A 22,947-nucleotide genomic window follows, 5' to 3' on the forward strand; every position below is an offset into this window, starting at 1 on the left:
TTTTTGCGGGCCTATACTATCCCCACAACAAAAAACAACATAGAGAAGGCGGAGACTATGCGCAATCTGAACGAAGACACGATCACCCAAGCTGTGCTCGCGCGCCATGCCGAGATGCCGAACGAGCGTTTCAGGCAAATTATGACCAGCCTTGTCCAGCATCTTCACTCTTTTGCGCGCGAGGTCAAATTGACCGAGGCCGAATGGTTCGCCGGAATCCAGTTCCTTACCGAGACCGGACACATGTGCTCCGACAAGCGCCAGGAGTTTATCCTCCTTTCCGATACACTCGGTCTCTCGATGCTGGTCACGGCACAGAACAATCGCAAGCCGGAAGGCTGCACAGAGTCGACCGTATTCGGGCCATTCCATGTGGAGGATTCGCCTGAATATGCACTTGGCGATGACATTGCCAATGGTGCAAAAGGTGAGCCTTGCTTCGTTCGGGGCACGGTTCGGGACATCAATGGCAAGGCGATCCCAAACGCCAGATTGGAGCTCTGGCAGGCTGATGCAGACGGCTTCTATGACGTCCAGTATGCGAATCAGGAAGCGCATCGCGCTCGGGCGACGTTGCATGCCGGGCCAGATGGAAAATTCCATTTCCGCACCATCGTCGCCGAAGCATATCCGATCCCACATGACGGCCCTGTAGGCCGCATGCTCGACACGTTGGGCCGCCATCCGTGGCGGCCTGCGCACCTGCATTTTTTGATCAAGGCGGCCGGCTATGAGACCTTGATCACCCATGTTTTCCGCAATGGCGACCAGTATCTCGATTCCGATGCGGTATTTGGCGTACGGTCCTCCCTGGTCGCAGACTGGGTACGGCATGAACCAGGGACTGCGCCGGATGACACCCGGATGGACGTGCCATTCTTTACTCTTGATTTTGACTTCGTCTTGAACCCGATTTCCAACGAAAAATGAGCATGCAGCCTTTTGTCTACAACAGTCAGGCTTCGCGCGTCGTTTTTGGCGTAGGAAGCCTAAGTTACCTGACCCGCGAAATTGAAGCGCTCGGTGCCCGGCGTGCGCTCGTACTGTCCACGCCAGAGCAGCGTCGCAGCGCCGAACAGGTTGCCGAATTGATCGGCGAACATTGTGCTGGCATTTTCGACCGTGCGGTTATGCATGTTCCAATCGAAACGGCCAGGGAGGCTCGCGACGTTGCACGGCAGCTGCACGCAGATTGCGCGATCGCTATTGGCGGCGGTTCGACCACCGGTCTTGGGAAGGCAATCGCGTTGGAATCGGCGCTGCCCATTCTGGCCATCCCCACCACCTATGCAGGCAGCGAAATGACGCCAATATATGGCATCACCGAGGCTGGCCTGAAAAAAACCGGGCGCGATATCCGCGTGTTGCCGAAAACCGTGATCTACGACCCGGAGCTGACGCTAGGATTGCCAACGCAACTGTCCGTGACTAGCGGCATAAATGCTATGGCGCACGCCGCCGAAGGACTGTATGCCCAGGATGCCAATCCGATCATGTCACTGTTTGCCGAGGAGGGCATTCGGGCGCTCGCGCAGGGCTTGCCGAAAATCGTCTCCAGCCCGGGAGATATTGCCGCGCGCAGCAAATGCCTGTATGGCGCGTGGCTGTGCGGCGCCGTGCTTGGGAATGTGGGCATGGCATTGCAACACAAGCTTTGCCACACCCTGGGTGGAACTTACAACCTGCCGCATGCGGAAACCCATACGGTCGTGCTGCCGCATGCCCTTGCGTACAACGCACCGGCCGTTCCCGAAGCAATTGATCGCATTGCCAGAGCATTGGGGGTAGGAGACGCTGCGCGCGGCATGTTCGACCTGGCTGCATCCCTGGGCGCGCCGACCGCATTGAAAGATATCGGCATGCCGGAGGGCCAACTGGATTGGTGCGCCGAGATCGCTACGCAAAACGCGTATGCGAACCCACGCCCCATCGAAAAAGCGGCCATACGCGCATTGCTCGAAGACGCGTATCACGGCAAGCGGCCGTGACCATGTCATTTTCATGCGCCTCACACGCTGGACGAGGCCATCCTCGCATTTCTGATTCTGTGCCGCACTGGCTATCAGGGAAAGAACTGTCCGAAAGATAGATACCAATATGCGACAGTGGAAGATGGCGCAAATGGCAAACGAACCAACTGTCAAGGAGGACCAATTGCTGTTTTGTTTCTTTAGTATCGACAAGCCCGATTCGCTGGCATTGCGCCAGCAGCTCCGGCCGCAGCACAAGACATATCTCGCCAATGTCGCCGAGCAGATCGCGTTCGCGGGACCGCTGCTTTCTGACGATGGCGTCACCATGCAGGGCAGCCTCCTGGTGATCGACTTTGCCGATCGCGTCGAAGCCCAGACGTGGTTGGACGACGAGCCTTTTGCCAAAGCCGGATTGTTCGAGTCGGTTTCTATTCGCCCATTTCAGAATCTGTGGCCGCAACGCGCGGGCTTCCCGCCAGTCGCCTGAGTTTTTCTGCAACCATATGAAAACATATTCGACTTGACAATGGCATGATGATTGAGATCTTTGGAAGTCTTGACGGAGACGGCGCCACGGCCGTGGTTGTAACTACCCATGCGCTCTATTCTGGATCTGACTACTTGATTGTGCTGCCGTGATAGTTCGCCATATCGTTATGTGGGATGTGCGCGGTGAGCGCAGCAGCGCCACGCATCGTGCCAACATGCGCACACTGAAAGAAACGTTTGAGGCGCTGCGAGGGCAGATTCCGGGTCTGCTGACAATAGAGGTTGGCCTCGACTTCAGCGCGGTCGATTATGCATGCGACGTAGTGCTGGTATCGGAATTCGAAAGCCTTGAGGCACTGCAGGCCTACCAGCAGCATCCGGCGCATCTGGCGGCCAGGAAGCACGTCGGCGACCTGCGCATAGCAAGACATCAGGTCGACTATTTTTTATGACGGGGCGCTTTCTCATGACAGTAGCGATCGGCTTCCTGTATGGAACGGGCGTCACGCGAACGCCATTCGGCAACCGATGGTCTATCTGGCAGGTTTGACCAGGTAAAGACCGCATATCCGCTGTGCCGTTGTGACGGCTTTCGTTAGGAAACAGGGAGGAGACAATATGCACTCGAGTGCAAACGCGGAACTAGAGGCAGACATCGTGAATTTGCATGATCCGGCAGGTCACAGGGAACTGTCGGCGCGCGGACCATTTGGGCAGCCGCTATATCAGCTTTCCAAGGGGTTTGCCTTGACGGGCGGCCTCCTTTTCCTCGCGCTGGTCGGAATGTCGCTGGTATCGATTGTCGGGCGCAAATTGTTTGCAATGCCAGTGCCGGGCGACATCGAGATGCTGCAGATGGGCACGGCTGTGGCGTCGGCGACACTGCTGCCCTACTGCGAAATGAACCGCAGCCATCTGCGAGTGGACTTCTTCACCATCAATATACGACCGCAAGCCAGGGCACGCCTGGACGCGATCGCCCACTCTCTTCTGGGCCTATTTGCCGCTATCATCGCGTGGCGCACCTTGGCGGCAACGGAGTCGCTCTACGAATCCGCCGAAACTTCGATGATGCTGGGGTGGCCGATATGGCCGGCGCTGGCATTCATTGTACCGAGCTTCATCCTGTTGACACTGGCCGGTTTCTATAATGCGTTCCAGCTGTTCAATGCAGGCAACGACAACGGAGGGTCGAAATGAGCGGGATGACAATCGGCCTCACCATGTTCGCCATCCTGATGATGCTGCTGGTCTTGCGAGTCCATATCGGCATTGCGATGTTCCTGGTAGGCGCCGGCGGCTATGTCGTGATGACTGGCGGTGAATGGTCGCCACTGCTGAATTCGCTGAAGAACCTTGCCTACGCGCGCTTCTCCAATTATGACTTGGCGGTGATCCCGCTATTCATGCTCATGGGGCAGTTCGCGACCAACGGCGGTCTTTCCCGCGCACTCTTCGGATGCGTCAATAATTTCATCGGCCACTGGCGTGGCGGCGTAGCCATGGCGTCGGTGGGGGCATGTGCTGCGTTTGGCGCAATTTGCGGCTCGTCGCTTGCCACGGCAGCGACCATGGGGCAGGTCGCTCTGCCCGAACTGCGTCGCTATAACTATTCAGGGGCCTTGTCGACCGGTGCGCTCGCCGCGGGCGGTACGCTAGGCATCATGATCCCGCCGTCCGTGCCGCTAGTAATTTATGCGGTGCTGACCCAGGAGTCGATCGGCAAGCTATTCATGGCGGCGATCATCCCGGGCATTATTGCCATGCTCGGTTACATGCTGGTGATCCGAATAGTGATCACGCTCAACCCATCGGCCGGGCCGGCAGGTCCCAAGGTTCCGTTCGCCGCAACCTTGCGCTCGCTGGTCGGCGTTATACCGATCGTACTCGTGTTCCTCGTCGTGATCATCGGCATTTACGGTGGATGGGCCAATCCTACTGAAGCAGCGTCGATCGGCGCTGCATGTTGCGGGATACTGGCAGTCATCACAGGCGGCATGCGCATGGAAGGCCTGGTCAAAAGCCTGCTCGGCACCGCCGAAGTCACAGCGCTTATTCTCCTGGTGCTGCTGGGCGCCGACATGCTCAACTCCGGTCTGGTCGTCACGCAGATGCCGGCCGAACTCGCCAATTGGGTCAAGGAAAGTGGTCTGCCGCCCCTGTCGGTGATGTTTGCCATCCTGCTGATCTATATTTTTCTCGGCTGCGTGATGGACTCGCTGGCAATGATCCTGCTGACCATCCCAATCTTCTACCCAGTTGTTATGGGCCTTGACTTCTGGGGTATGTCGCAGGGCGACAAGTCGATCTGGTTCGGTATCCTTGCATTGATGGTGGTCGAGATCGGGCTGGTGCATCCGCCGGTCGGGATGAATATTTACATCATTAACAGCCTGGCCAAGGATGTGCCACTGAAGGAGACTTTCAAGGGCGTGATGCCATTCCTAGTCTCCGACCTTCTGCGCATCCTGCTTTTGGTGTTCTTTCCGATTATTACGCTGTACCTTGTGCGCACTTTCGGTAACTAACCGGAGGCGCTTCTTCGATCTTATAACTAAAAACCAAACTTCTGGAGATGAATATGAATCTGACCCTGGCTTCCATATTTAAAGCGGTGCTGCAGATCTCGTTGCTTGCCCTCACGGCAGGTACGGCCATTGCTCAAGACGTGGTGACGTTGAAAGTGCATCACTTCCTGCCGCCCAGCTCCACTGCGCATGCGAAGTTCATCGTTCCATGGTGCGACAAGATCGCCAAGGAATCGAACAACAGGATGAAGTGTCAGATTTACCCAGCGATGCAGCTCGGTGGCACACCTGCACAGTTATTTGACCAGGCCAAGGATGGCGTAGCCGACATCATCTGGACGGTGCCGGGCTACCAGGCGGGGCGCTTCACGGTATCCGAAGCATTCGAGTTGCCGTTCATCGTGACGTCAACCGAAAAAGGCAGCCGGGCATTGTGGCATTACGCAACGAAGAATGCGATGCAGGAATTCAAGGGCGTGAAGCCGATCCTGTTCCATCTGCACGACGGCAATTTGCTGCATACAGCCAGGAAACAAATCAAATCACTCGAAGACTTCAGGGGCGCCAAGGTGCGTGCGGCGACACGCCAGTCGACCAAGATGCTCACAGCGCTCGGGGCGACACCAGTGCCAATGCCGCTGCCGCAGACCCCCGAATCACTGGCCAAAGGAGTGATTGATGGCGCGTTGATCCCATGGGAAGTTTCGCCCGCGTTGAAGTTGGAGGAAATCGCACAGTTCCACACCGAACTGGATCCATCGTCGGGCCAGATCTCAAACTCGGTATTCATCTTTGCAATGAACCCGGCCAAGTATAACAGCCTGCCGCCCGACTTGAAAAAGGTTATCGACGCAAACAGCGGGCCCGAGGCGTCGGCTTGGGTAGGAAGGGTGTTCGCCGAGTCCGGGCTGCCCGGACGCAAGATCGCCGCGGATCGCAAGAATATCTTCTACACAGTGCCGGCTGCGGAAGTTCAACGCTGGCAAGCGGCTTCTGAAGGTGTCGTGGCCGAATGGGTGAAGGACGTGACTGCTAAAGGCTATGACGGGAAAAAACTGCTCGAAGAAGCTAAAGCCTTAATGAAATAAACAGAATGCCGGTAGTCACGACACTCACGCGCGGCTGCCGGCGCAATCCCCGGCATCTCCAGCGAAACGGGACTGATGCAAGTCGCCGCCATCAATCGCGTGGTCTGACTCTGCCGGTGACGCAGGTCCTGTCCGAGATCCGCTTTCAAGCGTCTTTATACGGTTTATGGCCAAGGCTACGGGAAATCGATTCTGCTGTTCGCAAGGTGAGTGGCACAAGCGCTTCGATCTGCCCTTCTGTAATCCGTGCGGACGGTCCGACGACGGCAATTGCCGCAATAACCGTGCCGTTGAAGTCGAAGACCGGCGCCGCGATGCCCCGGATGTCGGCAATGAATTCTTCCCGTTCGATGCAGTAGCCGGCTTGTCGGATCTCGGCAAGCTGACTGCGAAGCACGGCCGGGTCGACGATCGTATTTTCCGTGTATCGGGCTCGGGGCGCGCGCAGCGCTTCTTCGATCACTTCATTAGGCTGAAAGGCGAGCAGGACCTTTCCGTTTGCCGTGCAATGCAGCGGCGCCCTTCCTCCTATGCGCGCCGCCACGCGCACCGGCTGGCTGCTCTCGATCTTTTCGAGGTAGAGCAGTTCGTTGCGATGGAGGATCGCCAAATGGGTTGTTTCGTTTGTCTCATGGGAAAGCCGGGCCAGATGAGGTCTTGCCACATGGGACAGCTCGCTTTGGGCCAGTTTGGTGCCCGCAAGCACGATGATGCCGTGACCAAGGGTATATTTCTTGGTGTCGGAAAGCTGCTCGACCAGGCTGTGTGCTTCAAGTGTCTTGAGCATATTGAAAACGGTCGCTTTGTTGAGGCCGAGCCTTGTCGCGAGCTCCGTGATCCCGAATGCCGGCGCCTCGGGGGTAAATTGCTCAAGAAGCGTCAATGCATTGTCAAGCGACTTCATGAGGGCGCCCTTTGCCTGGCCCTTGCTGTCCTGTTCCATATGCTTGTCCCATCATCTGATCCGTGAGGATTAAGCGAATTTGTCGAAGCGAATCTGGGATCGCTTAACCCGTGACTTGAGCAGCAAACGTACCATGGCATCAATCATGGCGGGCGGCCCCCCCATATAGACCTGGCGCGCAGAAAGGTCTCCCGCACTGCGGGCGACCACCTCATGTACATAGCCGCGTTCGCCTTTCCAATCCGCGAACTCGCCCGCTTCCGAAATGGCCCAGGTAACTCGCACCGCCCCTCCAGCCGCCTCAATGAGCTCTTGGAGGGACGCGGTCGCGAAAATGTCGGCGGGCGTCCTTACTCCGATAAAAATATCCAGACGCTGCTTGCGAAGCAGGCCGCGGGATAGCGCATCGCGCGCAATCGACAGGATAGGCGCGAGGCCGGTACCGCCGGCGACGCAGAGTATATCGCGCTGTGCGGTCGCATCGATGAATGCGTGACCCACCGGCACCACCAGGCGCAAGGGGATGTCGCGCGCCCCGAGCAGAATTGGCGATGACACGCCACCCGGGACGCGGCGGATATAGAACTCGAGAGTGGAGGTCAGCGTATTGCCGGTGTTTGCCATCGAGTAGGCGCGATATCCTGTGACGCCGGGCACTTCAAACAATGCGTATTGGCCGGCGAGGAAAGTAATCGGCTCGTCGAGTTGAACCATCACGCGTGCGATATCGCTCGTCTCAGTTTCCGCGCTTGCCCGGCCCTTCACGATGCGGACCGGGGGTAGACTCGCGTCCCGCGATTTACATAACGCGTCCGGCAATCTACAGTCACTCTGTGGTAATGCCTGGCACAGGAGCACATGGCCCTCTTGGCGCTTTGTCTCGGGCAGCCCGGGCGCATCCGGCCAGCGGACGACGACAGCACCTTCAATGATCTGGGTACGGCATGAGCCACAAGTTCCTGTCGCGCATTCATACGGAAGCGCATAGCCTGCCCGCAGGCCTGAAATCAGGAGCGGTTCGTCCGTTGCAGCGTCGAAGCCGTTGGCGGCGTCAAAATGGATTCGATGAGGCATGGTCATTAGTCGAGAGTCCGGCAGTTGGTGATGAGGATTCCACTAGTGCGGAAAGAAATGGGCGATATCCGCCTTTATTGCCTGGTCTTGCTGGTTCTATCCGGCAAGACCAGGCAATTACTCGGCCGCTTCCGGGAGTTCGACGAACACCTCGTCGCCGATGACGCTCACAGGATACTGTTGCAGTTTTGCGTCCTCGGGTTCAATCCCGGCGCCCGTCTGTGCGTCGAACTGCCAAAGATGTTCTGTACAAGTGATTACTTCACCATCAAAGGCGCCTTGGCAAAGCGGGATGTCCATATGTGGACACTTGTTCTGGAAGGCACGGATTGCTCCTTTGGTAGAGACCAAGAGCAGGCTGTTGTCAGTGCCCGGGACGGACATTTCGATCATCTCACCCTCCGGAATGTCGGTCCTGGCACATAGCTTGATCGGTTGCGTATTCATCAGTTATCTCGTTAAAGCGGCAAGGGGGTTGGCACTGTGAACATGCGCGTATGGAGCCGTACTGTCCGGCTGTCGATGAGCCAGGTGTCTCCGTTTTTCACGAGCCGATCCTCATAGTGGCCCACGGCGAACAGGTCGCTCTGTCCCTTCATGTCAGTACGGAACACTGAAAAGGTCGACCGCGCCAATGCCTCGCCTTTTTCGAGGCTGATTTGATCCACAGTGATCTGATGCGTCCGGTCGGCCAGGTCATGCACATGTTCCGCCGACTCCTTCAACAGGCGTAGAAGCTCGGCGCGTTTAACCGACATCCAAATCATTTCCTTGCCAATCTCGGGACTGTATGCGCGCAACACATAGCTCCCCGGTTCTGCAAAGGAAGCGATGACGGCAGCAAAATCCTTAGTGTCAAGCAGCCGCCCCACGCGCGCAATCAGCTCGCGTATCGCTTCACGCTCGAAGAGTTGGCTTGCGACGTCAGACATTGGTGATCTCCTTTATTGAATGAGAAACATCGGTATCCACATTACCGTGCCTGAACGGATCATTCGGCGCGCGTCCAAGGCACCGACCCCATTCCTGATAGAAGGCGCGGAGGTTGGCATCGTCCTGCGGTTTCAGCCCTTCTTCCCTGGCAAAGAGGCTGTATCGCGATCCACCCTGGACCATGGTCTCCCACTGCGTTTCGACGGCGGCGATATCCTCTGGGAGATTGCGACCGGCCGGTCCCCATACCTCATTGTGGTGCTGGATCCGCATTGCGCGGACGTCCGGTGTATCGGACTTGAGCCCTACGCCGCGCCATTCGACGAGGGTCTTGCCGGGTGCGAGTGGCGTCATTGTGTCTATACGCATCACGGTCGCGCGAATATTGAGCATCACGTCAGGAAACAGCAGCATGACGACCATGCCGTTCGGCTGCATTCCCGGCAATGCGCCCTCGCTCCGCTCCCCCAGCCCGTAACTGTCGTAGTGAATTACACCCTGCTGAATGATGTTGTGGGAATTCTGGTAAAGCAACCAATTGCGTTCGTGATAGCTCTTGTGTGCGACGGCGGTGCGCCGGTTCAGCACATGCAGGAATTCATGATAGAGCTCGGAGTTGTTGTCTACGAAGAGCTTCCAGTTCGTATTGATGATCGCGCGATGGTAATGGAATACCTCAAGCTCTTCCTGGCCAAGGTGGGTCTTCATATGGTCCGCCATACCACCCAAGAATTGCTCGAGTGGTGGCACGTCGTCCTTCAGGCAAACGAACACCATGCCGCAGAAGATTTCCGTTCGGACAGAGCGCAGTCCAACGTCGTCTTTTTTCAGACTGCAGCCGTCATATCCCTTGCTTCGGGTGATGCTTGTGCACTTACCGTCGAGCGCAAACGTCCATAGATGATAAAGGCACTGCAGGCCCTTCTTCGCATTTCCACGCTCGTCGCGCACTAGGCGCGCGCCCCGGTGTGGGCAAACGTTAAAGAACGCCATAATCGACCGGTCCTCGCTGCGCAGGATGACAACCGGTACCCCGGCGATTTCCTTCGCCCGGTAGTCGCCGGGTTCTGGCAGTTCCGATTCGTGACAGACAAGCCGCCACGTTGCAGCCAGGATTTTCTCTCGCTCTTCCTCGAAAATCACCGGATCCGTATAGATTCGGTTATCTACATAGTGCGTAGACGGAAGCTTAGGGGCAGTAGCCCAGGGACTGACATGATCCATTGCGTTCTCCACATGATCCATTGCGTTCTCCGTTTAGGTATAATAAACATCATTTATTTATAATAAATGATGGCATGTGTACCTCAAGCTGTCAACCACCACACGACGGTTGTGGTGCAAATAGCGGCATCGGTTAGAATCGGTCGATTTGACTGACATGGCCAAGCGCAAGACCATCGAAGAGCTGTTCAAGGGCAGACACTTTGAGCGGGAGATCATCATTCTGTGTGTGCGCTGGTACTTGCGCTTCAAGCTTTCATCGCGCGATCTGGTGGAAATGATGGCCGAGCGCGGTTTGACTGTCGCGCATACAACCATCCTGCGTTGGGTGCAGCGCTTCGTTCCCGAGTTCGAGAAACGCTGGAACCGGTATGCCACTGCAGCCGGCTCCGCTTGGCGCGTCGACGAGACATATGTGAAGGGCCTTGTCTGTTGAGTTCCATGGAATCCTGACCCGCGATTTCCATCGAATATTGACCCACCCTCTTTGCGAGCCAGCCGGCTCACGGTGTGGATAAGTTCTTGGCTTTCTCCTTTTTAGGTTGGACTGCTTGAACGGGTTGAGCCGAGCTGTGCTTGAAGCGGAAGCTGTCGTTTCCGGTCTCCAGAATATGGCAGTGATGCGTGAGCCGGTCCAGCAACGCCGTCGTCATCTTCGCGTCGCCGAAGACGCTGGCCCACTCGCTGAAGCTCAAGTTGGTTGTGATCACCACGCTCGTGCGTTCGTAGAGTTTGGACAGCAGATGGAACAACAGCGCGCCACCTGATGCGCTGAACGGCAGGTAGCCCAGTTCATCGAGCACCACCATGTCCGCGTACATCAGTCGGTGCGCGATGTGGCCGGGATTGCCACTGGCCTTCTCTTGCTCGAGTGCGTTGACCAGTTCTACCGTCGAGAAGAAGCGCACCCGGCGGTGTTGGTGCTCGATGGCCTGCACGCCCAGCGCCGTGGCGATGTGGGTCTTGCCGGTGCCCGGACCGCCCACGAGCACCACGTTCTGCGCATCGTCCATGAACTCGCATCGGTGTAGCTGACGCACCAGCGCCTCGTTGACCTCGCTGTTGGCGAAGTCGAAGCCAGCGAGATCGCGATAGGCTGGGAAGCGAGCGAGCTTCAACTGGTAGGCCACCGAGCGTACCTCCCGCTCGGCTGTCTCTGCCTTTAGCAACTGCGAGAGCATCGGTTGGGCCGCCTCGAAGGCCGGCGATCCCTGCTCGGCCAGCTCCGCGACGGCCTGGGCCATGCCGTGCATCTTGAGTTCGCGCAGCATGATCACGATGGCGCCGCTGGCAGGGTCATGTCGCATGGCGCACCTCCTGGCTACTCGACTTGGAGTTCAGCGGCCCGCGCAGGCCGCCAGCAGCGCTGGCACGCCCCCGGAGCGTGTCGTAGCGCAGCACATCGGCCTTCGGCTCGTTCATCAGGCGCAGTGCCTGCGGTGCCGTGACAGGCGCCGGCGCAATGGGCTTGGCATCGAGCAGTCGGTGCAGCACATTCAGCACATGAGTCTTGCTGGCCACGCCGGCTTCCAGCGCCAGTTCGACCGCGGTCAGCACTGCCTGCTCGTCGTGGTGCAGCACCAGCGCCAGGATCTCCACCATCTCGCGGTCTCCGCCTGGCTGCTTCAGCAGCGCGGCCTGCAGCCGCCGGAAGCCCTGCGGCAGCTCGCTGAAGGGCGCTCCGTTCCTGAGCGCTCCTGGCTTGCGTTGCAGCACTGCCAGGTAGTGCCTCCAGTCGTAGACGGTCTGACCTGCGGTGTCGTGGCGACGGTCAATGATGCGCGTGTGCTCGCACACGATCTGGCCCTCGGCCGCCACGACGAGGCGTTCGGCGTACACGCGCAGGCTCACTGGCCGGTTCGCGTAGGAGGCCGGAACGCTGTAACGGTTGCGCTCGAAGTGCACCAGGCAGGTGGGCGAGACGCGCTTGGTGTGTTCCACGAAACCATCGAAGGGTCTGGGGATCTGCAACAGTAGTGGCCGTTCCTGCGCCCAGACATCGGCTACGGTCCCTGGCAGCTTGCCGTGGACGATCTCGCCCCACAGCGCCTTGCAGCGGTCCTCCAGCCAGTCGTTGAGCAGCGCCAGCGTGGCGAACGCCGGCACAGGTTGCCACAACCGGTGGCGCGCATCACGCACGTTCTTCTCGACCTGGCCCTTCTCCCAGCCCGAGGCCGGGTTGCAGAACTCGGCCTCGAACAGGTAGTGACTGACCATGGCGCTGAAGCGCGCGTTGATGTCGCGCTCCTTGCCGCGGCGTACCTTGTCCACGGCGGTCTTCATGTTGTCGTAGATGCCGCGCCGAGGCACGCCCCCGAGTACCTCGAAGGCCCGGTTGTGCGCATCGAACAGCATCTCGTGGGTCTGCAACAGGTAGGCGCGCACGATGAACGCACGGCTGTGGCTGAGCTTGAAGTGCGCCACCTGCAGCTTGGTGCGTTCACCAGCGATGACGGCCCAGTCCTCGCTCCAGTCGAACTGGAATGCCTCGCCGGGACCGAAGGCCAGAGGCACGAAGGTGCCGCGCCCGGTCGTCTGCTGGACCTCGTGGAGATGCGCATGCCACGCTCGTGCAAAGGCCGCCACGCGGTTGTAGGAGCCCTGGTAGCCCAGCGCCACCAGATCGGCGTGCATCTGCTTGAGCGTGCGCCGCTGCTTGCGTGACTTAGACGCCTCGCTCTTGAGCCAGCCGCCGAGCTTCTCGGCGAACGCGTCGAGCTTGCTCGGGCTGATGCGCTTCGCGTAGCTGGGCGCCGCCTCGCCCTCGCGAAGGTACTTGCGGATGGTGTTGCGAGACAAGCCCGTGCGCCGGGCTATCTCTCGGATGGACAGTTGCTCTCGCAGTGCCCAACGCCTGATGACACTCAGTGTCGCCACGTCAATCACTCCTGTGCTCCTGCTGCTAAAAGCAGCAGGTTAGGGTTATCACGTGGGTCAGATTTAGATGGAAATCACCGGGCCAAGTGGGTCACTTCTGGATGGAAATCAACACCTACGAGGCATTGACTACTTCCCGCATCCAACTCAGCCGCGCGAAAGGCTGGCGCATGCCTGCGCGCGCGAAGAAGGTTGACCGCAGCACGCGCTGGGGCAATCCGTACCGCGTCGACGTCTTCGGCCTGGCGCGCTCTCTGGCTCTCTTCGAGAACACCTTGCGCGGGGTGTGGATGCCGGCGCTGGTCGATGGTGACCAGGACGCACTGCTGCGCGAGGCCTACGCCCTTCACCAGGCGTTTCTCAAGCGCCACCAGCACCATGCGCTGGAGAACATACGCCATGAGCTCGGCGGGTGGGATCTCGCCTGCTGGTGCAAGTTGCCAGTGAACGGCGAGCCCGACCTGTGCCATGCGGAGGTGCTCCTGAAGTTCGCACGGGGGCCCGGTTGACTGCGTCCGCCTTGGCCGAAGCACCCCAGCGGACAGCGATCTTTCTGGAGCGGGCGACAGTACACCTTGAGTTCCCGCCGCCGGCGCACGAGGTCCGTCCGGGGCTCGCCTGGGGCGCGATCGACGCATTCCCGACTCCAGCCTACTGGTCCTGCCAGGTGCTGAGCCGGCGAGTCACCGGCGCGAGCATGAAGTACCGACTCGGCGCGACACTCACTGAGGAGGTCGCTGCCTGCCTGCTCGGTGGCCACGGCATCCCTGCAAGCATCGGCCTTGCAGCATTCCAGCACCTGAGGCGGACGGGCCTGATCCAGGATGGCCGGGAGATGGCTAGCGAGCCGGAATTGCTTGAATGCCTGTCCGCCCCCATGGCGCTCAACGGAAAGCTGGTGCGTTACCGCTTCGCGCGCCAGAAGGCCCGGTACCTGCGATCGGCGCTCGAAAGGCTGGCTGCGGAGCCGGCACCAGAGGGCAGCGGCCGCACGCTGCGCGACTGGCTCCTGCCCGTGCAGGGGATCGGCTACAAGACCGCCTCCTGGATCGCCCGCAACTGGCTGGATGCAGACGACGTTGCGATCCTGGACATCCACATCCTGCGCGCCGGCGTCCTCGGGGGCTTCTTCGAGGAGGGTCTGAGCGTGGAGCGCGACTACCTGCTACTCGAGCAGCAGTTTCTTTCCTTCGCGCAGGCATTGGGTGTGCGAGCGTCGGAGCTCGATGCACTCATCTGGCACGAGATGGCTTCGTCGCCCCTCACTGTGCGCAGGCTCCTGCGGGATCGAGCTGCGTCCGCAGGATGATCAACCCTGGGGCCGCGAGGTGGCGTCCTGCTCAACTTCTTTTCAATGCGCGCCTTGGCCTTTGCGATTAGGCGATCGTGATGTGCCGCAGGTCGGGCGCGAGCTGCAGGCCCCCTGCCCTCTTAACTGCCTGGTTGACGATCGTGCGCACATTGCCGAGATCCATCTGCACCATGGTGTCCACGCAGTCGAGTAGCGCGTTGCGCTCCATCATGCCGGCATAGGGCTCATCGATGTGGCCCAGGCCGGCCACGAGCTCGCCGCCCGTGAGGCGGTACAGCAGGACGATCCAGTGGTGAAAGCTCGGCAGCGAGGCCTGCGGCACCTGGGCCATCGTCGCGCCGTACGCCGGCGACATCGCCACCGCCGTCAGCGCCGCGCCGAAGGCACTCAATGTCTCAGGGGTGGCGGTGGCCAGGCCGTTGACGCTGGCAGCCGCCAGAGCTTGTGCAGCGCGCTCGCGCTCTGGACTGCCGCCACCCTGCCCGGTACCACGTTCTTCGAGCAGCACGGCCAGCTGCTCGGGCGAGATCGCAGCGCTCGCGAGCCACATGTTGGCGGTGTCGACCAGGTAGATGAAGCTGTCGACAGACAACGGCGCACGGTTCGAGTTCAGGTCCAAGCCCCAGATCGGGCCCGCCTGGCTGAAGTTCGCCACCACGCCGCGCCAGAAGGCGTTCTCTGTCTCCGGCCCGTCGGCGTACCGGCGCAGCAACGCATTGATGTTCTGGGTGGTCACGTTAGCAGTCTGGTGTCAGGTGCCCGTATGGTACGTCGTGCGCCGCCGCTCACTTGCAGGGCAGTGCACAAGGATCGGGCCGGCGCCGGCCGCGGCGATCGCCGTTCTCGCCATCCAACGGCCCACTTCATCGTCAAGGCACACCTGCCCGCACATTCTGCGAGCTGGAGAGCGCAGATTTTGCGTACTGAACCTCAGGGAACCCGCATTGGCATTGGGTTTGCGGAGGGCGCCTCCGTTTTCGGCGGAATCGGAATGCGCGCGCGGCTTGTACAGGCCGCCATCGGACCTCCGCCACTTCCGCCGCTGCGCGAGTGGTCGCTCCGAATTTCATAGCGGCCAGATCTGCTGCTGAATTGAGCTCGGACGTTTTGAATCCCGGCTACAAAGCGGACCGTTTCCCCGACGAATTCAGAGCATGTGCGACCCCAAGTGCTGCTTTATCGTGAGTGCACCGAAATGACAAATTCCACCGCATGCGAAGGAGAGAGCAAAACATTTGCCCGATTTCGACGCCTCGATGATTCAATTCCAAGGGATGCAACCCGCCGACTTCCCCCTCTTGCGCGCCACGGCCCGCCGCCTCGAGCGGCTCGACTTGGCGATCTCCACCGTCGCCGAAGCCATGGCCTCCGGCAGCATTCGCAACGTCAAGCTGCAGGAGGTGAAGTCCACGCTGTCTGGCGCCGTCGAGCGTGCCTGGGATCAGCACGTCGGGACCAAGTTCTTCGGCGGTGATGCGTGGCGCGCGGGCCTAGTCACCGACGGGCTGCGCGATCTCTACTACAAGATCAGCGTTTACGGCCTGCATGACGTCCACGCGGCGGCAAAACGGGTGGCGGCGACCCAGGAAACGGGCCCCGCGATCGATGCCATGCGTGCGCTGATGGCCGAACTGCTGCCGCTGGCCGTGGCGGTCACCGGCCTCAAAGACAAGGTGGTGATGGGGCGCGCACCGGCACCGGTGAAGCCGCCGGCAAATCCCGATCAGTTGCGCATGACCTGCGGTTGCTGCACGCGGCCGATTGCAGTGCTGGGTGGCACACCCACCGGGCGAATGGCCCATCACGGGTATGAGCGTCCCGGAGAAGGCTGGCAGACTGCCAGCTGCCCCGGCATCGGCTTCATGCCGCTGGAGACGACCGATGACGGGCCGATCTACCTGAAGACCTCCTACGAGGCCCGCTTGGCTAAAGTGCGAGAGAGTCTCGCGAAGGCTCCCGGTCTCATCAGCCTCAATGTCGTCATCAGCTTGCGAGGCGTTCGATCCCTCAAGGAGCTCACGCCCGCCGATACCGAATGGCCGCGTGCACACGCCGCCCACATCGCGAAGCTTCAGCACGAGATCTCGGCACTGCGCCACGGTATTGAGCATGTGACGAAGACCATCGCGAACTGGAGACCGCAGACCGACGCCGCTAAGGCGCTGCTCATCGAGCGCTACGGCGTCATCCCAGAGCGATACCAGGCGCCCGTGTCGACCGCCGGCGCCCCCGCTGAGGCAGACGATACCGCCGCGGCCATTGCTGCAGATCCGCCCGTCGCCACTCCATTCCACGAGGAGGACGAGCCGGAGGACGAAGCGCCGAGCGAGCGCATGACTGGTTGAACCGGGTCGCCGGTTCCGCATGCGTCATGCCTTTTCATTTGCCAGCCAACCTAGACGGATCCGCGGCCCGCTGCCTAAGCTGTTCGTCATGAATCAACTTGCCACGCTCCTCCCTGCGGACAGTACCCTTCCCCCGGGCACCATCGTTCTCGATGATGGCGGCGGCGTGCGCTCCCCTGACGCGCGCAATGCGCCCAGTGGCTTCGACGCCGGCCCGGTACTGGGCGAGTGGTACTGGGTGGCGATGGACAAGACACCGCATGCGGACGAAGACGACTTCTGCGAAGAAGCGCGCGCCCGCCTTAAGCGGGACCGCGAAGACTGGCTCGGCTGCGCCATGAGGGTCGGCTCGAACTACGTCCTGGTGGAATCGCCTCCCGACCATCGCGGCTCTTCGCGCGCCATCCGCGTTCACTTCAAGGATTTCTGGACACGGCTGCGCCACGAGCCCAACGCCGACCAGGTGATCCGCGCCCGGGTCGCGCGCCATCAGCGCGAGTCCCAGCGCCTCATGGCCGAGGTGCAGGAGGTGACGCAGCGCCTGGGCATGTCGAACACGGCCGCGATCACGCACTCGCCCGCGGCGGCAGGCAGCGCCGGCGGCGCGTTGATGGTCCTGTCGAGCCAAGCCGATCCGCACGCGTACAGCAAGGCCCTCAAGCTGGCGAAGCAGACCACCCTCCCCGAACTATTCAAGGCCATCAAGCTCGAGCACGGCGAGCTCGCCTGCTGGATGAAGGCGCCCTCGATGGCCATGCGGGCCATGGTCGCCGACGAGAGCGAGATCATCGAAGAAATTGACGACCGCATTTTCAGCGTCGCCCTGTACGCCGGCCTGGCCGAGGATGCGACCAAGGTCGCCGACGGCGCGCCGGCCGAGGTCACGGACCGCCTGCACGTCATGCAGCGCATGGCCTACATGGACGAGGAGGCACTTGCCCGCTGGAACGAAGGGGGAATGGAGTTCAAGGACATCGGCGCCTTCGACACATGGCTCAGCGCGCCCGAGAACCGTGACCGCATTCTGCCGTTCCCACGCACGCTCGTGGCCATGCGCGTGCGTCGCAACGAGAAGCATCGGGACGCCGAGGGCAGCATCAGCAAGGCCCTCGTGAACATGGAGCTGCGCGAGTTCGACAAGTCGACCTTCCTGTACGTGCGCAACGGCGAGCAGCTCTGGCGCATCACCACGGAGATCGACTTCGATCCGACGATCTTCCCCGATCCGTCCGTGTTCAACCCAAATGAGCCCAAGATGTACAAGCCCCATGGCTTCAGCTCCGACCGCAAGTTCATGTCTGTCGCGGAGTGGGAGCAGGAGGTCGCCGATCAGAAGGCACGCCGGGCCACGAGCAAGGGTAACCGGTGGCCTCACGAGAATTTCCGCGCTAACGACTGGGAGCCACTGGATCACAGCAGTGTCTATCACGACGACGGAATGAAGCTGGTCGAGCGTCAGATGAAGGACTACAACCGCGTGGCGTTGATCATCCAGGGTCTTTTCGACCGCAGCATGACACTGCATCCGCACCCGCCCGTACAGACCTGGACCGCAGACGGCTTCGACCGCGCGGTGAAGCTCGTCTACGACGCGACCGGCGTGCTGCACCACGGTGAGGCGCCGGACTTCGAGGCCTATCGAGCCCGCTGCAACGCGACGCTGGGCGTGGGCTCGATCGTCGTCGGCCAAGAGGACTTCTGGCTACGAAAGGAAGGTGAAAAGGAGAGCCGTCGACGTGCCAACAACTGGCGCGACAAGAGCGACTACCGCCCCGAGCGCTTCAAACCTCACGGCAACCCGGGCCCTGGCTACGTGGCGCGCGCAGAACGCTGGTCCAAGAGCAACGGCGCAACCTTCGTCTGGGAACGCGAGCGCGCTCGGGACTACTACGGCCGCCGCCTTGACCAAAGCCCCGTGACCTGCACAGTGACCGTGCCAGCACACGAGCTGCTCAACGTTGACGCGTACGAGCTCGGCGACTTCAAGCTTTTCTTCAATGATCCGCGCACCAGAGCCCAATACATCAAATGGGCACCGCTGCTGATCGCTGCCGAGCAACACCATCTTTCAAAGGCCCGCAAGTGAGCGATCCCTCGGCATCCAGAACCAATACGACCTCGTCAGTCTGGAGCCGATTCTGGAGCCCGGCCAGCTACCTGATCGGCGCCGCGCCCCATGACGATCAGGCTCAGGCCAAGGCAAAGCGGCGCTCCAACAGCGCATGGCTGGACAAGTGGCTGCCGAAGTACATCGTGCGTTGGACATGCGCGTGGGTCGGATCGCAGTGGTTCCTGGCCCTGGCCAGCGACCTCGACTCCATGATGCTCATGACCGCCGGAGTCGTGTTCCTCGCGCGAAGCTCAATCCAGATCGGAGTGCTGTTCGGGATGCTCGTCAGGGCCCGCATGGTGCTTGCACAAGGCCAGGGCGACAGGCGGCCCTGAGCAGGGCCCGGCCGCGACGAACCTTCTTCTTTCAGCAATCTCCCGACCAACCTTTCCCCATGACCACACCATCCAGCCTGACACGCTCCCCCCTTTATGCAGCCTGGGAGACCAAGGTTGCCGAGGCCCTCGCCAAACTCATCGGCTGCGACTACGGCGATGCGCAGGCCATCATGGCCGCCCGGCCCGACGTTCTGGCCACGTCCTGGACATTGCGGGAAACCGCCGATGTGGCGGCCGCCGCGATCGACGCCTCGAGCAAAGCATCCCCTGCCCCTGCACCACCCTGGACGATGCGGCAGTTCGTAGACCAGGTGAAGGTGCTGCTGCGCTCACAGCCACCAGGCACCCGCCTGCAGGACGGCGATACTGGCGGCTACTTTTTCCTGAACGGCGAAGCGGTCTTTGCATGTCAGCTCGATGGCGACCGCGACGCGGACTCGGTCGACCTCGACGAAAGCGCCTGGGACTTCGCCCGCGGATGCTGGGAAGACAGTACGCCAGAAGTGACCATGGCCACGGTCCTGAGCCCCGTCCTGCTACCTCCAAGCGATGGCCATCCGGAACACCCCGCGCCGGCGGGTGTGGCCTGAGAGCCCAAGATGTCCATCGCGATCTCAAGCAAAACCGCGACCAAGGGATCTGCTCAAATTGCGCGTGGCACTGTGCGAGGTGCCGGCGGGTTCTCGGTCCAACAGCTGGTGGCACTGCAGGCGGCCCTGTCGGAGGCGGTCTCAATCCACAACCAATACGTGACCGCGCGCGCCGGCGTGGGGGTCGCGGCAAGATCGACCGTGCTCAGCCTGGCTGGCGAGGGCTACCTCGAACACCGCGGCACGAGCGCCGAGGAATGGGTTGCCACGCCAAAGGGAATCGCCATGGGACGGCACCTGGGGCTCGACCAGCGTTTCACCGGTGCCGTCCCAACTGCGCGGGCGCGGGCAATCATCTTGCGCGCGCTCACCATGCCCGATCTCTATGCCGTCGGCGACGTGGACGCGCATTCACCGCGCAGGCTTCGCATCGGCGCCACTCGCGATGACATGTGGATCGAACGGCTGGGCTACGGCACGCTCGTGCGAGAGGTTGATCGACGCCACGGTTGGTTCATGACCCTGATGCTCACCACGAAGGGCCAGGAGTTGGTAGAAGCTACGGACATGCCGATCAAGCTGGCCCTGACCGATGAGGAAGAGGATGCCGTGCGCACGGGCACGATGAAGTTCGGCATCGTGCCGGACCCGACCGTGGTCCAGCGTGCCAACTTCCAGATCGAGTCGGACTGGCTTCAGTCGCCGCGCGATCTCTATGCGCGACTGCTGGACCCGGCTGCGATCTATCCTGGCACCCGCATCGAGCTTGTCCGCGAGCGTGGCGGCGCCTTGATCGGGACGGCGGCCGCGGGCCCATGGAATCGGGTCTGCCTATCGTTCCTGCCGGCCAACGCGAAGCCGCATACTCGCGACTGGCACTTCGATGCCACCTTTGAATACCGGGAACAGGCCTTCGGCGCACCCATCGATCGCCGCGTCTGGGCACCATTCCCCGAGAACCATTCGTACAAGCCTGTACGCCCTGATGCTCAGGCGAAGAAGTTTGCGCGCGACTGCGGCTTTGCGAGCCTGGCAGCGATGCGCTCCACCTGGTTGCGCCGCTCGCACCTCGCGTCAGTGCGCCGCGGCTCAGGCATGCGGGGCTGGGTGAAAGGACTCGTGGTCGAGCTGCAGCACTTGGATTTCTCGTGATTCTGCTCGCCGGCGGTCAGGACCACCGCATCATCGACGCGGCCAAGGCAGAGTGGGTATTCGAGATGCATCCCACGTGTGGCCCTGCCGTCCTGGACCGTCACGGCGCGGTTGCCGATCGACAGCCTGGGTCGCGCTCGCCGTTCTGGCGCGCCGTGACTCTCTGGGCCATGCAGGGCCGGCGCGTCGACACGGACGGTCGCTGCATATGGGACGAGCCCCCACCGATCCGCGTAGCCCATGTGGCAGGACGGCAGCATGTCGTCCTGCCAGAGACGCCGGAAGCCATTGCCGCGGGCTCGGGTCTGTATCCGATGGACCTTCGGCGCATCGAAGTTCTCGTCTCGCCGCAGCAAAGAAGCAGCCAGCATTGAACTGCAACGCTGTTAAAGGGGGGCGGCGTGCTTCATCACCCAGCAGCGGACGGCGCATCCACCGCCTGCTCGTGCGCTACCAAGTCCAAGTAGCGTCGCGCGACGTAGTGCAGTTTGTAGAAATCGTCTGAAGCGAAGGTTGCGACCATATCCGAAAACTGGCCTGTCCCGTATTCGGGATCGTGATACTCCGGATACGCCACGAAGACGGCCCGCAACTCGGCCTCGAGCTGCTCGGACAACAGACCTTCCGTCTTCGTGTAGTTCTCGTTGAGATACTGGTAGTGCATTCAGTTCCATCCTGACGCGGAGGCGCGCTTCGTCTTCATGAAGTTCGCGTAGGCCCACTTGTTCCGGATCTTCGGCTTGCTCTTGGTCGAGCGAGATGCCTTGCGGGGCTTGCTCGAGCGAACACCACTTTCGCGAGAAACATGCGCGCGGCCGCGGCGCGTGTTGAGCCCGCACATCCCCGGCCATGCAGGCTCCGCCGGCACCAGGCCAAGCACTTCGGCCTTCAAGGTCGAGGGGGTGAGTGCGTCGTAGCGAGACTGCACGCGCTCGGCAGCGGCGCAGTAGCCGGCCTGGACGCCCCGCGGCTGAGCCATCAGCCACTCGAGGTCCGCGACCTGATCAATGCTCACGATGGCAATGCCAAGTTCGCGCGCGAGCTCGAAGCCGCTGCGCAGGTCCGAGCCTGAGCGCATGGCATCGAGCAGCTCATACGGCATGCGGTCCTCGGAAGCCAAGCACCAGTCGATCACGTCCTGTACGGGAATGCCCGACAGGGCCATCGACATGAACTCGACCCATTCTTCAGTGCCCTGTTCAAAGACGAACGGCCCGACTTCGCTCAAGTGGCGCAGCACCGATACCGGTTCGCGCCGCAGCACCTGGGCTGTTTCGTGAACATCGAGCCCGGCATTGATCGATTGGCTCAATGCCTTCTCGTCGGTCTTGAGCCAGGCATTCAGCGTACGGGATCTGTCGCAGTGGGTGGCGGTGGTCATGCGAGCCATCATGGACATGTGGCGCCGATTCCGTCTAGGTTGAGCGACCATTGCGGCCGATATTGCGGCTGCAGCGCGTGCGGCGGCAGGTTGCGCCAGATCGGCCAGGACGTCTCAGCACAACGGAGAATCCATCTTCCAGGCGCCAACGCCGAGCCGGCCCGTCCATCCTAGCCCGCAGACGGACACGGCTGCCCAACGGGCTCCGGGTCATCTCCAGCGTCATCAAGCGGCTCTGAGAGCAGCGCCTTGATGCGCATGGCGTAGGTCTGGTGGATCTGGGCTTCCGCTTGCCGCGCGAAGCGGTCGACCTCGACCTCGATCGCCGCCTGGTCGGCGTCCGCGGGGATGGTGCCCCAACAGGTCGACAGCGCGTTGCGGCCTTCACTCTGGTAGTCGCCGCTGAGCATGTGGTGCGGGCCCTCGCTCGAGCGGCGGCAGTACACGACGGCGGTGCGGCCGCCAGCGGCGGTCTCAAAGTCCTTGCTTACGACATCCGTGCGCACACGGTCGCCGGACCAGCCATGGGCGACCATCCGGGCCACGAAGATGGCCATCACGGCCGAAGAAAGTTGGGAGCTCATGTTGGGGACTTGTTGTGCAAAGGAGCAACCATGCCACTGGATGAG

26 protein-coding genes and 1 pseudogene are annotated in these 22,947 nt (G+C 61.2%); 16 read left to right on the top strand and 11 right to left on the bottom strand.

Annotated elements, in window-relative coordinates:
- Positions 1 to 57 precede the first annotated feature (57 nt).
- The 7 genes from ACWV14_RS38225 to ACWV14_RS38255 all read left to right on the top strand — a co-directional run bounded on the left by ACWV14_RS38225 (position 58) and on the right by ACWV14_RS38255 (position 6,078).
- Entirely contained in the window at positions 58 to 930 is an 873-nt protein-coding gene (locus ACWV14_RS38225; RefSeq protein ID WP_454909779.1) for an intradiol ring-cleavage dioxygenase, read from the top strand.
- Between the two features lie 2 nt (positions 931 to 932).
- A complete protein-coding gene (locus tag ACWV14_RS38230) occupies positions 933 to 1,988 on the top strand; it encodes a maleylacetate reductase (RefSeq protein ID WP_279992360.1) in 1,056 nt (351 codons plus the stop codon).
- Between the two features lie 133 nt (positions 1,989 to 2,121).
- Positions 2,122 to 2,460, top strand: coding sequence for a YciI family protein (locus ACWV14_RS38235; protein WP_454909780.1), 339 nt, complete (start codon positions 2,122 to 2,124; stop codon positions 2,458 to 2,460).
- 148 nt (positions 2,461 to 2,608) lie between these two features.
- A complete protein-coding gene (locus ACWV14_RS38240) occupies positions 2,609 to 2,914 on the top strand; it encodes a Dabb family protein (RefSeq protein WP_341767570.1) in 306 nt (101 codons plus the stop codon).
- Positions 2,915 to 3,080: 166 nt separating this feature from the next.
- Complete coding sequence (locus tag ACWV14_RS38245; protein WP_279992356.1) at positions 3,081 to 3,662, top strand: TRAP transporter small permease; 582 nt, start codon at positions 3,081 to 3,083, stop codon at positions 3,660 to 3,662.
- Positions 3,659 to 4,990 carry a TRAP transporter large permease gene (locus tag ACWV14_RS38250; protein WP_454909782.1) on the top strand — a complete coding sequence of 444 codons (1,332 nt, stop codon included), beginning with the start codon at positions 3,659 to 3,661 and terminating at the stop codon, positions 4,988 to 4,990. Before ACWV14_RS38245 ends, ACWV14_RS38250 begins: the two co-directional genes overlap by 4 nt.
- A gap of 53 nt (positions 4,991 to 5,043) precedes the next feature.
- Positions 5,044 to 6,078 (top strand): TRAP transporter substrate-binding protein, encoded by a 1,035-nt coding sequence (locus ACWV14_RS38255; protein WP_244387038.1) that lies wholly within the window; start codon positions 5,044 to 5,046, stop codon positions 6,076 to 6,078.
- A 145-nt stretch (positions 6,079 to 6,223) separates the two neighbouring features.
- Here ACWV14_RS38255 and ACWV14_RS38260 read toward each other — a convergent pair whose 3' ends face one another.
- The 5 genes from ACWV14_RS38260 to ACWV14_RS38280 form a co-directional block, all read right to left on the bottom strand.
- Positions 6,224 to 7,021, bottom strand: a complete 798-nt coding sequence (locus ACWV14_RS38260; RefSeq protein ID WP_225782449.1) for an IclR family transcriptional regulator — start codon at positions 7,019 to 7,021, stop codon at positions 6,224 to 6,226.
- A 30-nt stretch (positions 7,022 to 7,051) separates the two neighbouring features.
- Positions 7,052 to 8,062 carry a 2Fe-2S iron-sulfur cluster-binding protein gene (locus ACWV14_RS38265; protein WP_225785504.1) on the bottom strand — a complete coding sequence of 337 codons (1,011 nt, stop codon included), beginning with the start codon at positions 8,060 to 8,062 and terminating at the stop codon, positions 7,052 to 7,054.
- A gap of 111 nt (positions 8,063 to 8,173) precedes the next feature.
- Positions 8,174 to 8,503, bottom strand: a complete 330-nt coding sequence (locus ACWV14_RS38270; RefSeq protein WP_225782447.1) for a Rieske 2Fe-2S domain-containing protein — start codon at positions 8,501 to 8,503, stop codon at positions 8,174 to 8,176.
- A gap of 11 nt (positions 8,504 to 8,514) precedes the next feature.
- Positions 8,515 to 8,988 carry a nuclear transport factor 2 family protein gene (locus ACWV14_RS38275; protein ID WP_225782446.1) on the bottom strand — a complete coding sequence of 158 codons (474 nt, stop codon included), beginning with the start codon at positions 8,986 to 8,988 and terminating at the stop codon, positions 8,515 to 8,517.
- Positions 8,981 to 10,234, bottom strand: coding sequence for an aromatic ring-hydroxylating oxygenase subunit alpha (locus ACWV14_RS38280; RefSeq protein ID WP_225785502.1), 1,254 nt, complete (start codon positions 10,232 to 10,234; stop codon positions 8,981 to 8,983). The genes ACWV14_RS38275 and ACWV14_RS38280 overlap by 8 nt, the downstream gene beginning before the upstream one ends.
- A gap of 136 nt (positions 10,235 to 10,370) precedes the next feature.
- Between ACWV14_RS38280 and ACWV14_RS38285 the strand changes: the two are divergent.
- A pseudogene (locus tag ACWV14_RS38285) lies at positions 10,371 to 10,634 on the top strand (IS6 family transposase); the annotation flags it as partial.
- A gap of 82 nt (positions 10,635 to 10,716) precedes the next feature.
- On the opposite strand, the gene istB reads toward ACWV14_RS38285, so the two are convergent.
- Positions 10,717 to 11,520 carry an IS21-like element helper ATPase IstB gene (gene istB / locus ACWV14_RS38290; protein ID WP_454901618.1) on the bottom strand — a complete coding sequence of 268 codons (804 nt, stop codon included), beginning with the start codon at positions 11,518 to 11,520 and terminating at the stop codon, positions 10,717 to 10,719.
- Positions 11,510 to 13,099, bottom strand: coding sequence for an IS21 family transposase (istA, locus tag ACWV14_RS38295; protein ID WP_454901620.1), 1,590 nt, complete (start codon positions 13,097 to 13,099; stop codon positions 11,510 to 11,512). Before istA ends, istB begins: the two co-directional genes overlap by 11 nt.
- Before the next feature lie 92 nt (positions 13,100 to 13,191).
- Here istA and ACWV14_RS38300 point away from each other — a divergent pair, with 92 nt between their 5' ends.
- Together ACWV14_RS38300 and ACWV14_RS38305 are read left to right on the top strand one after the other, a co-directional pair.
- Positions 13,192 to 13,599 carry a DUF4326 domain-containing protein gene (locus tag ACWV14_RS38300; protein WP_454909783.1) on the top strand — a complete coding sequence of 136 codons (408 nt, stop codon included), beginning with the start codon at positions 13,192 to 13,194 and terminating at the stop codon, positions 13,597 to 13,599.
- Positions 13,600 to 13,610: 11 nt separating this feature from the next.
- Complete coding sequence (locus ACWV14_RS38305) at positions 13,611 to 14,399, top strand: 8-oxoguanine DNA glycosylase (protein WP_454909784.1); 789 nt, start codon at positions 13,611 to 13,613, stop codon at positions 14,397 to 14,399.
- Between the two features lie 67 nt (positions 14,400 to 14,466).
- Here ACWV14_RS38305 and ACWV14_RS38310 read toward each other — a convergent pair whose 3' ends face one another.
- Entirely contained in the window at positions 14,467 to 15,138 is a 672-nt protein-coding gene (locus ACWV14_RS38310; RefSeq protein WP_454909785.1) for a hypothetical protein, read from the bottom strand.
- Between the two features lie 499 nt (positions 15,139 to 15,637).
- On the opposite strand from ACWV14_RS38310, the gene ACWV14_RS38315 reads away from it, so the two are divergent.
- From ACWV14_RS38315 to ACWV14_RS38340, 6 genes are all read left to right on the top strand, one after another.
- Positions 15,638 to 16,747: a hypothetical protein gene (locus tag ACWV14_RS38315; RefSeq protein WP_454909786.1), complete on the top strand. Its 1,110-nt coding sequence runs from the start codon at positions 15,638 to 15,640 to the stop codon at positions 16,745 to 16,747.
- Between the two features lie 88 nt (positions 16,748 to 16,835).
- A complete protein-coding gene (locus ACWV14_RS38320; protein ID WP_454909787.1) occupies positions 16,836 to 18,833 on the top strand; it encodes a hypothetical protein in 1,998 nt (665 codons plus the stop codon).
- A complete protein-coding gene (locus tag ACWV14_RS38325) occupies positions 18,830 to 19,192 on the top strand; it encodes a hypothetical protein (RefSeq protein ID WP_454909788.1) in 363 nt (120 codons plus the stop codon). The genes ACWV14_RS38320 and ACWV14_RS38325 overlap by 4 nt, the downstream gene beginning before the upstream one ends.
- Before the next feature lie 59 nt (positions 19,193 to 19,251).
- Positions 19,252 to 19,785 (top strand): hypothetical protein, encoded by a 534-nt coding sequence (locus ACWV14_RS38330; RefSeq protein WP_454909789.1) that lies wholly within the window; start codon positions 19,252 to 19,254, stop codon positions 19,783 to 19,785.
- Positions 19,786 to 19,794: 9 nt separating this feature from the next.
- A complete protein-coding gene (locus tag ACWV14_RS38335; protein ID WP_454909790.1) occupies positions 19,795 to 20,937 on the top strand; it encodes a hypothetical protein in 1,143 nt (380 codons plus the stop codon).
- The gene (locus tag ACWV14_RS38340; RefSeq protein WP_454909791.1) at positions 20,934 to 21,311 is read left to right on the top strand and encodes a hypothetical protein; all 378 of its coding nucleotides are present in this window, start codon (positions 20,934 to 20,936) and stop codon (positions 21,309 to 21,311) included. Before ACWV14_RS38335 ends, ACWV14_RS38340 begins: the two co-directional genes overlap by 4 nt.
- A 35-nt stretch (positions 21,312 to 21,346) precedes the next feature.
- Here ACWV14_RS38340 and ACWV14_RS38345 read toward each other — a convergent pair whose 3' ends face one another.
- The 3 genes from ACWV14_RS38345 to ACWV14_RS38355 all read right to left on the bottom strand — a co-directional run bounded on the left by ACWV14_RS38345 (position 21,347) and on the right by ACWV14_RS38355 (position 22,902).
- Positions 21,347 to 21,601: a hypothetical protein gene (locus ACWV14_RS38345; RefSeq protein WP_454909792.1), complete on the bottom strand. Its 255-nt coding sequence runs from the start codon at positions 21,599 to 21,601 to the stop codon at positions 21,347 to 21,349.
- Positions 21,602 to 22,318 carry a hypothetical protein gene (locus tag ACWV14_RS38350; RefSeq protein WP_454909793.1) on the bottom strand — a complete coding sequence of 239 codons (717 nt, stop codon included), beginning with the start codon at positions 22,316 to 22,318 and terminating at the stop codon, positions 21,602 to 21,604.
- 170 nt (positions 22,319 to 22,488) lie between these two features.
- On the bottom strand, positions 22,489 to 22,902 hold the full coding sequence (locus ACWV14_RS38355) for a hypothetical protein (protein ID WP_454909794.1): 414 nt from the start codon (positions 22,900 to 22,902) through the stop codon (positions 22,489 to 22,491).
- Positions 22,903 to 22,947: the final 45 nt, after the last annotated feature.

The organism is Variovorax durovernensis (assembly GCF_977011995.1).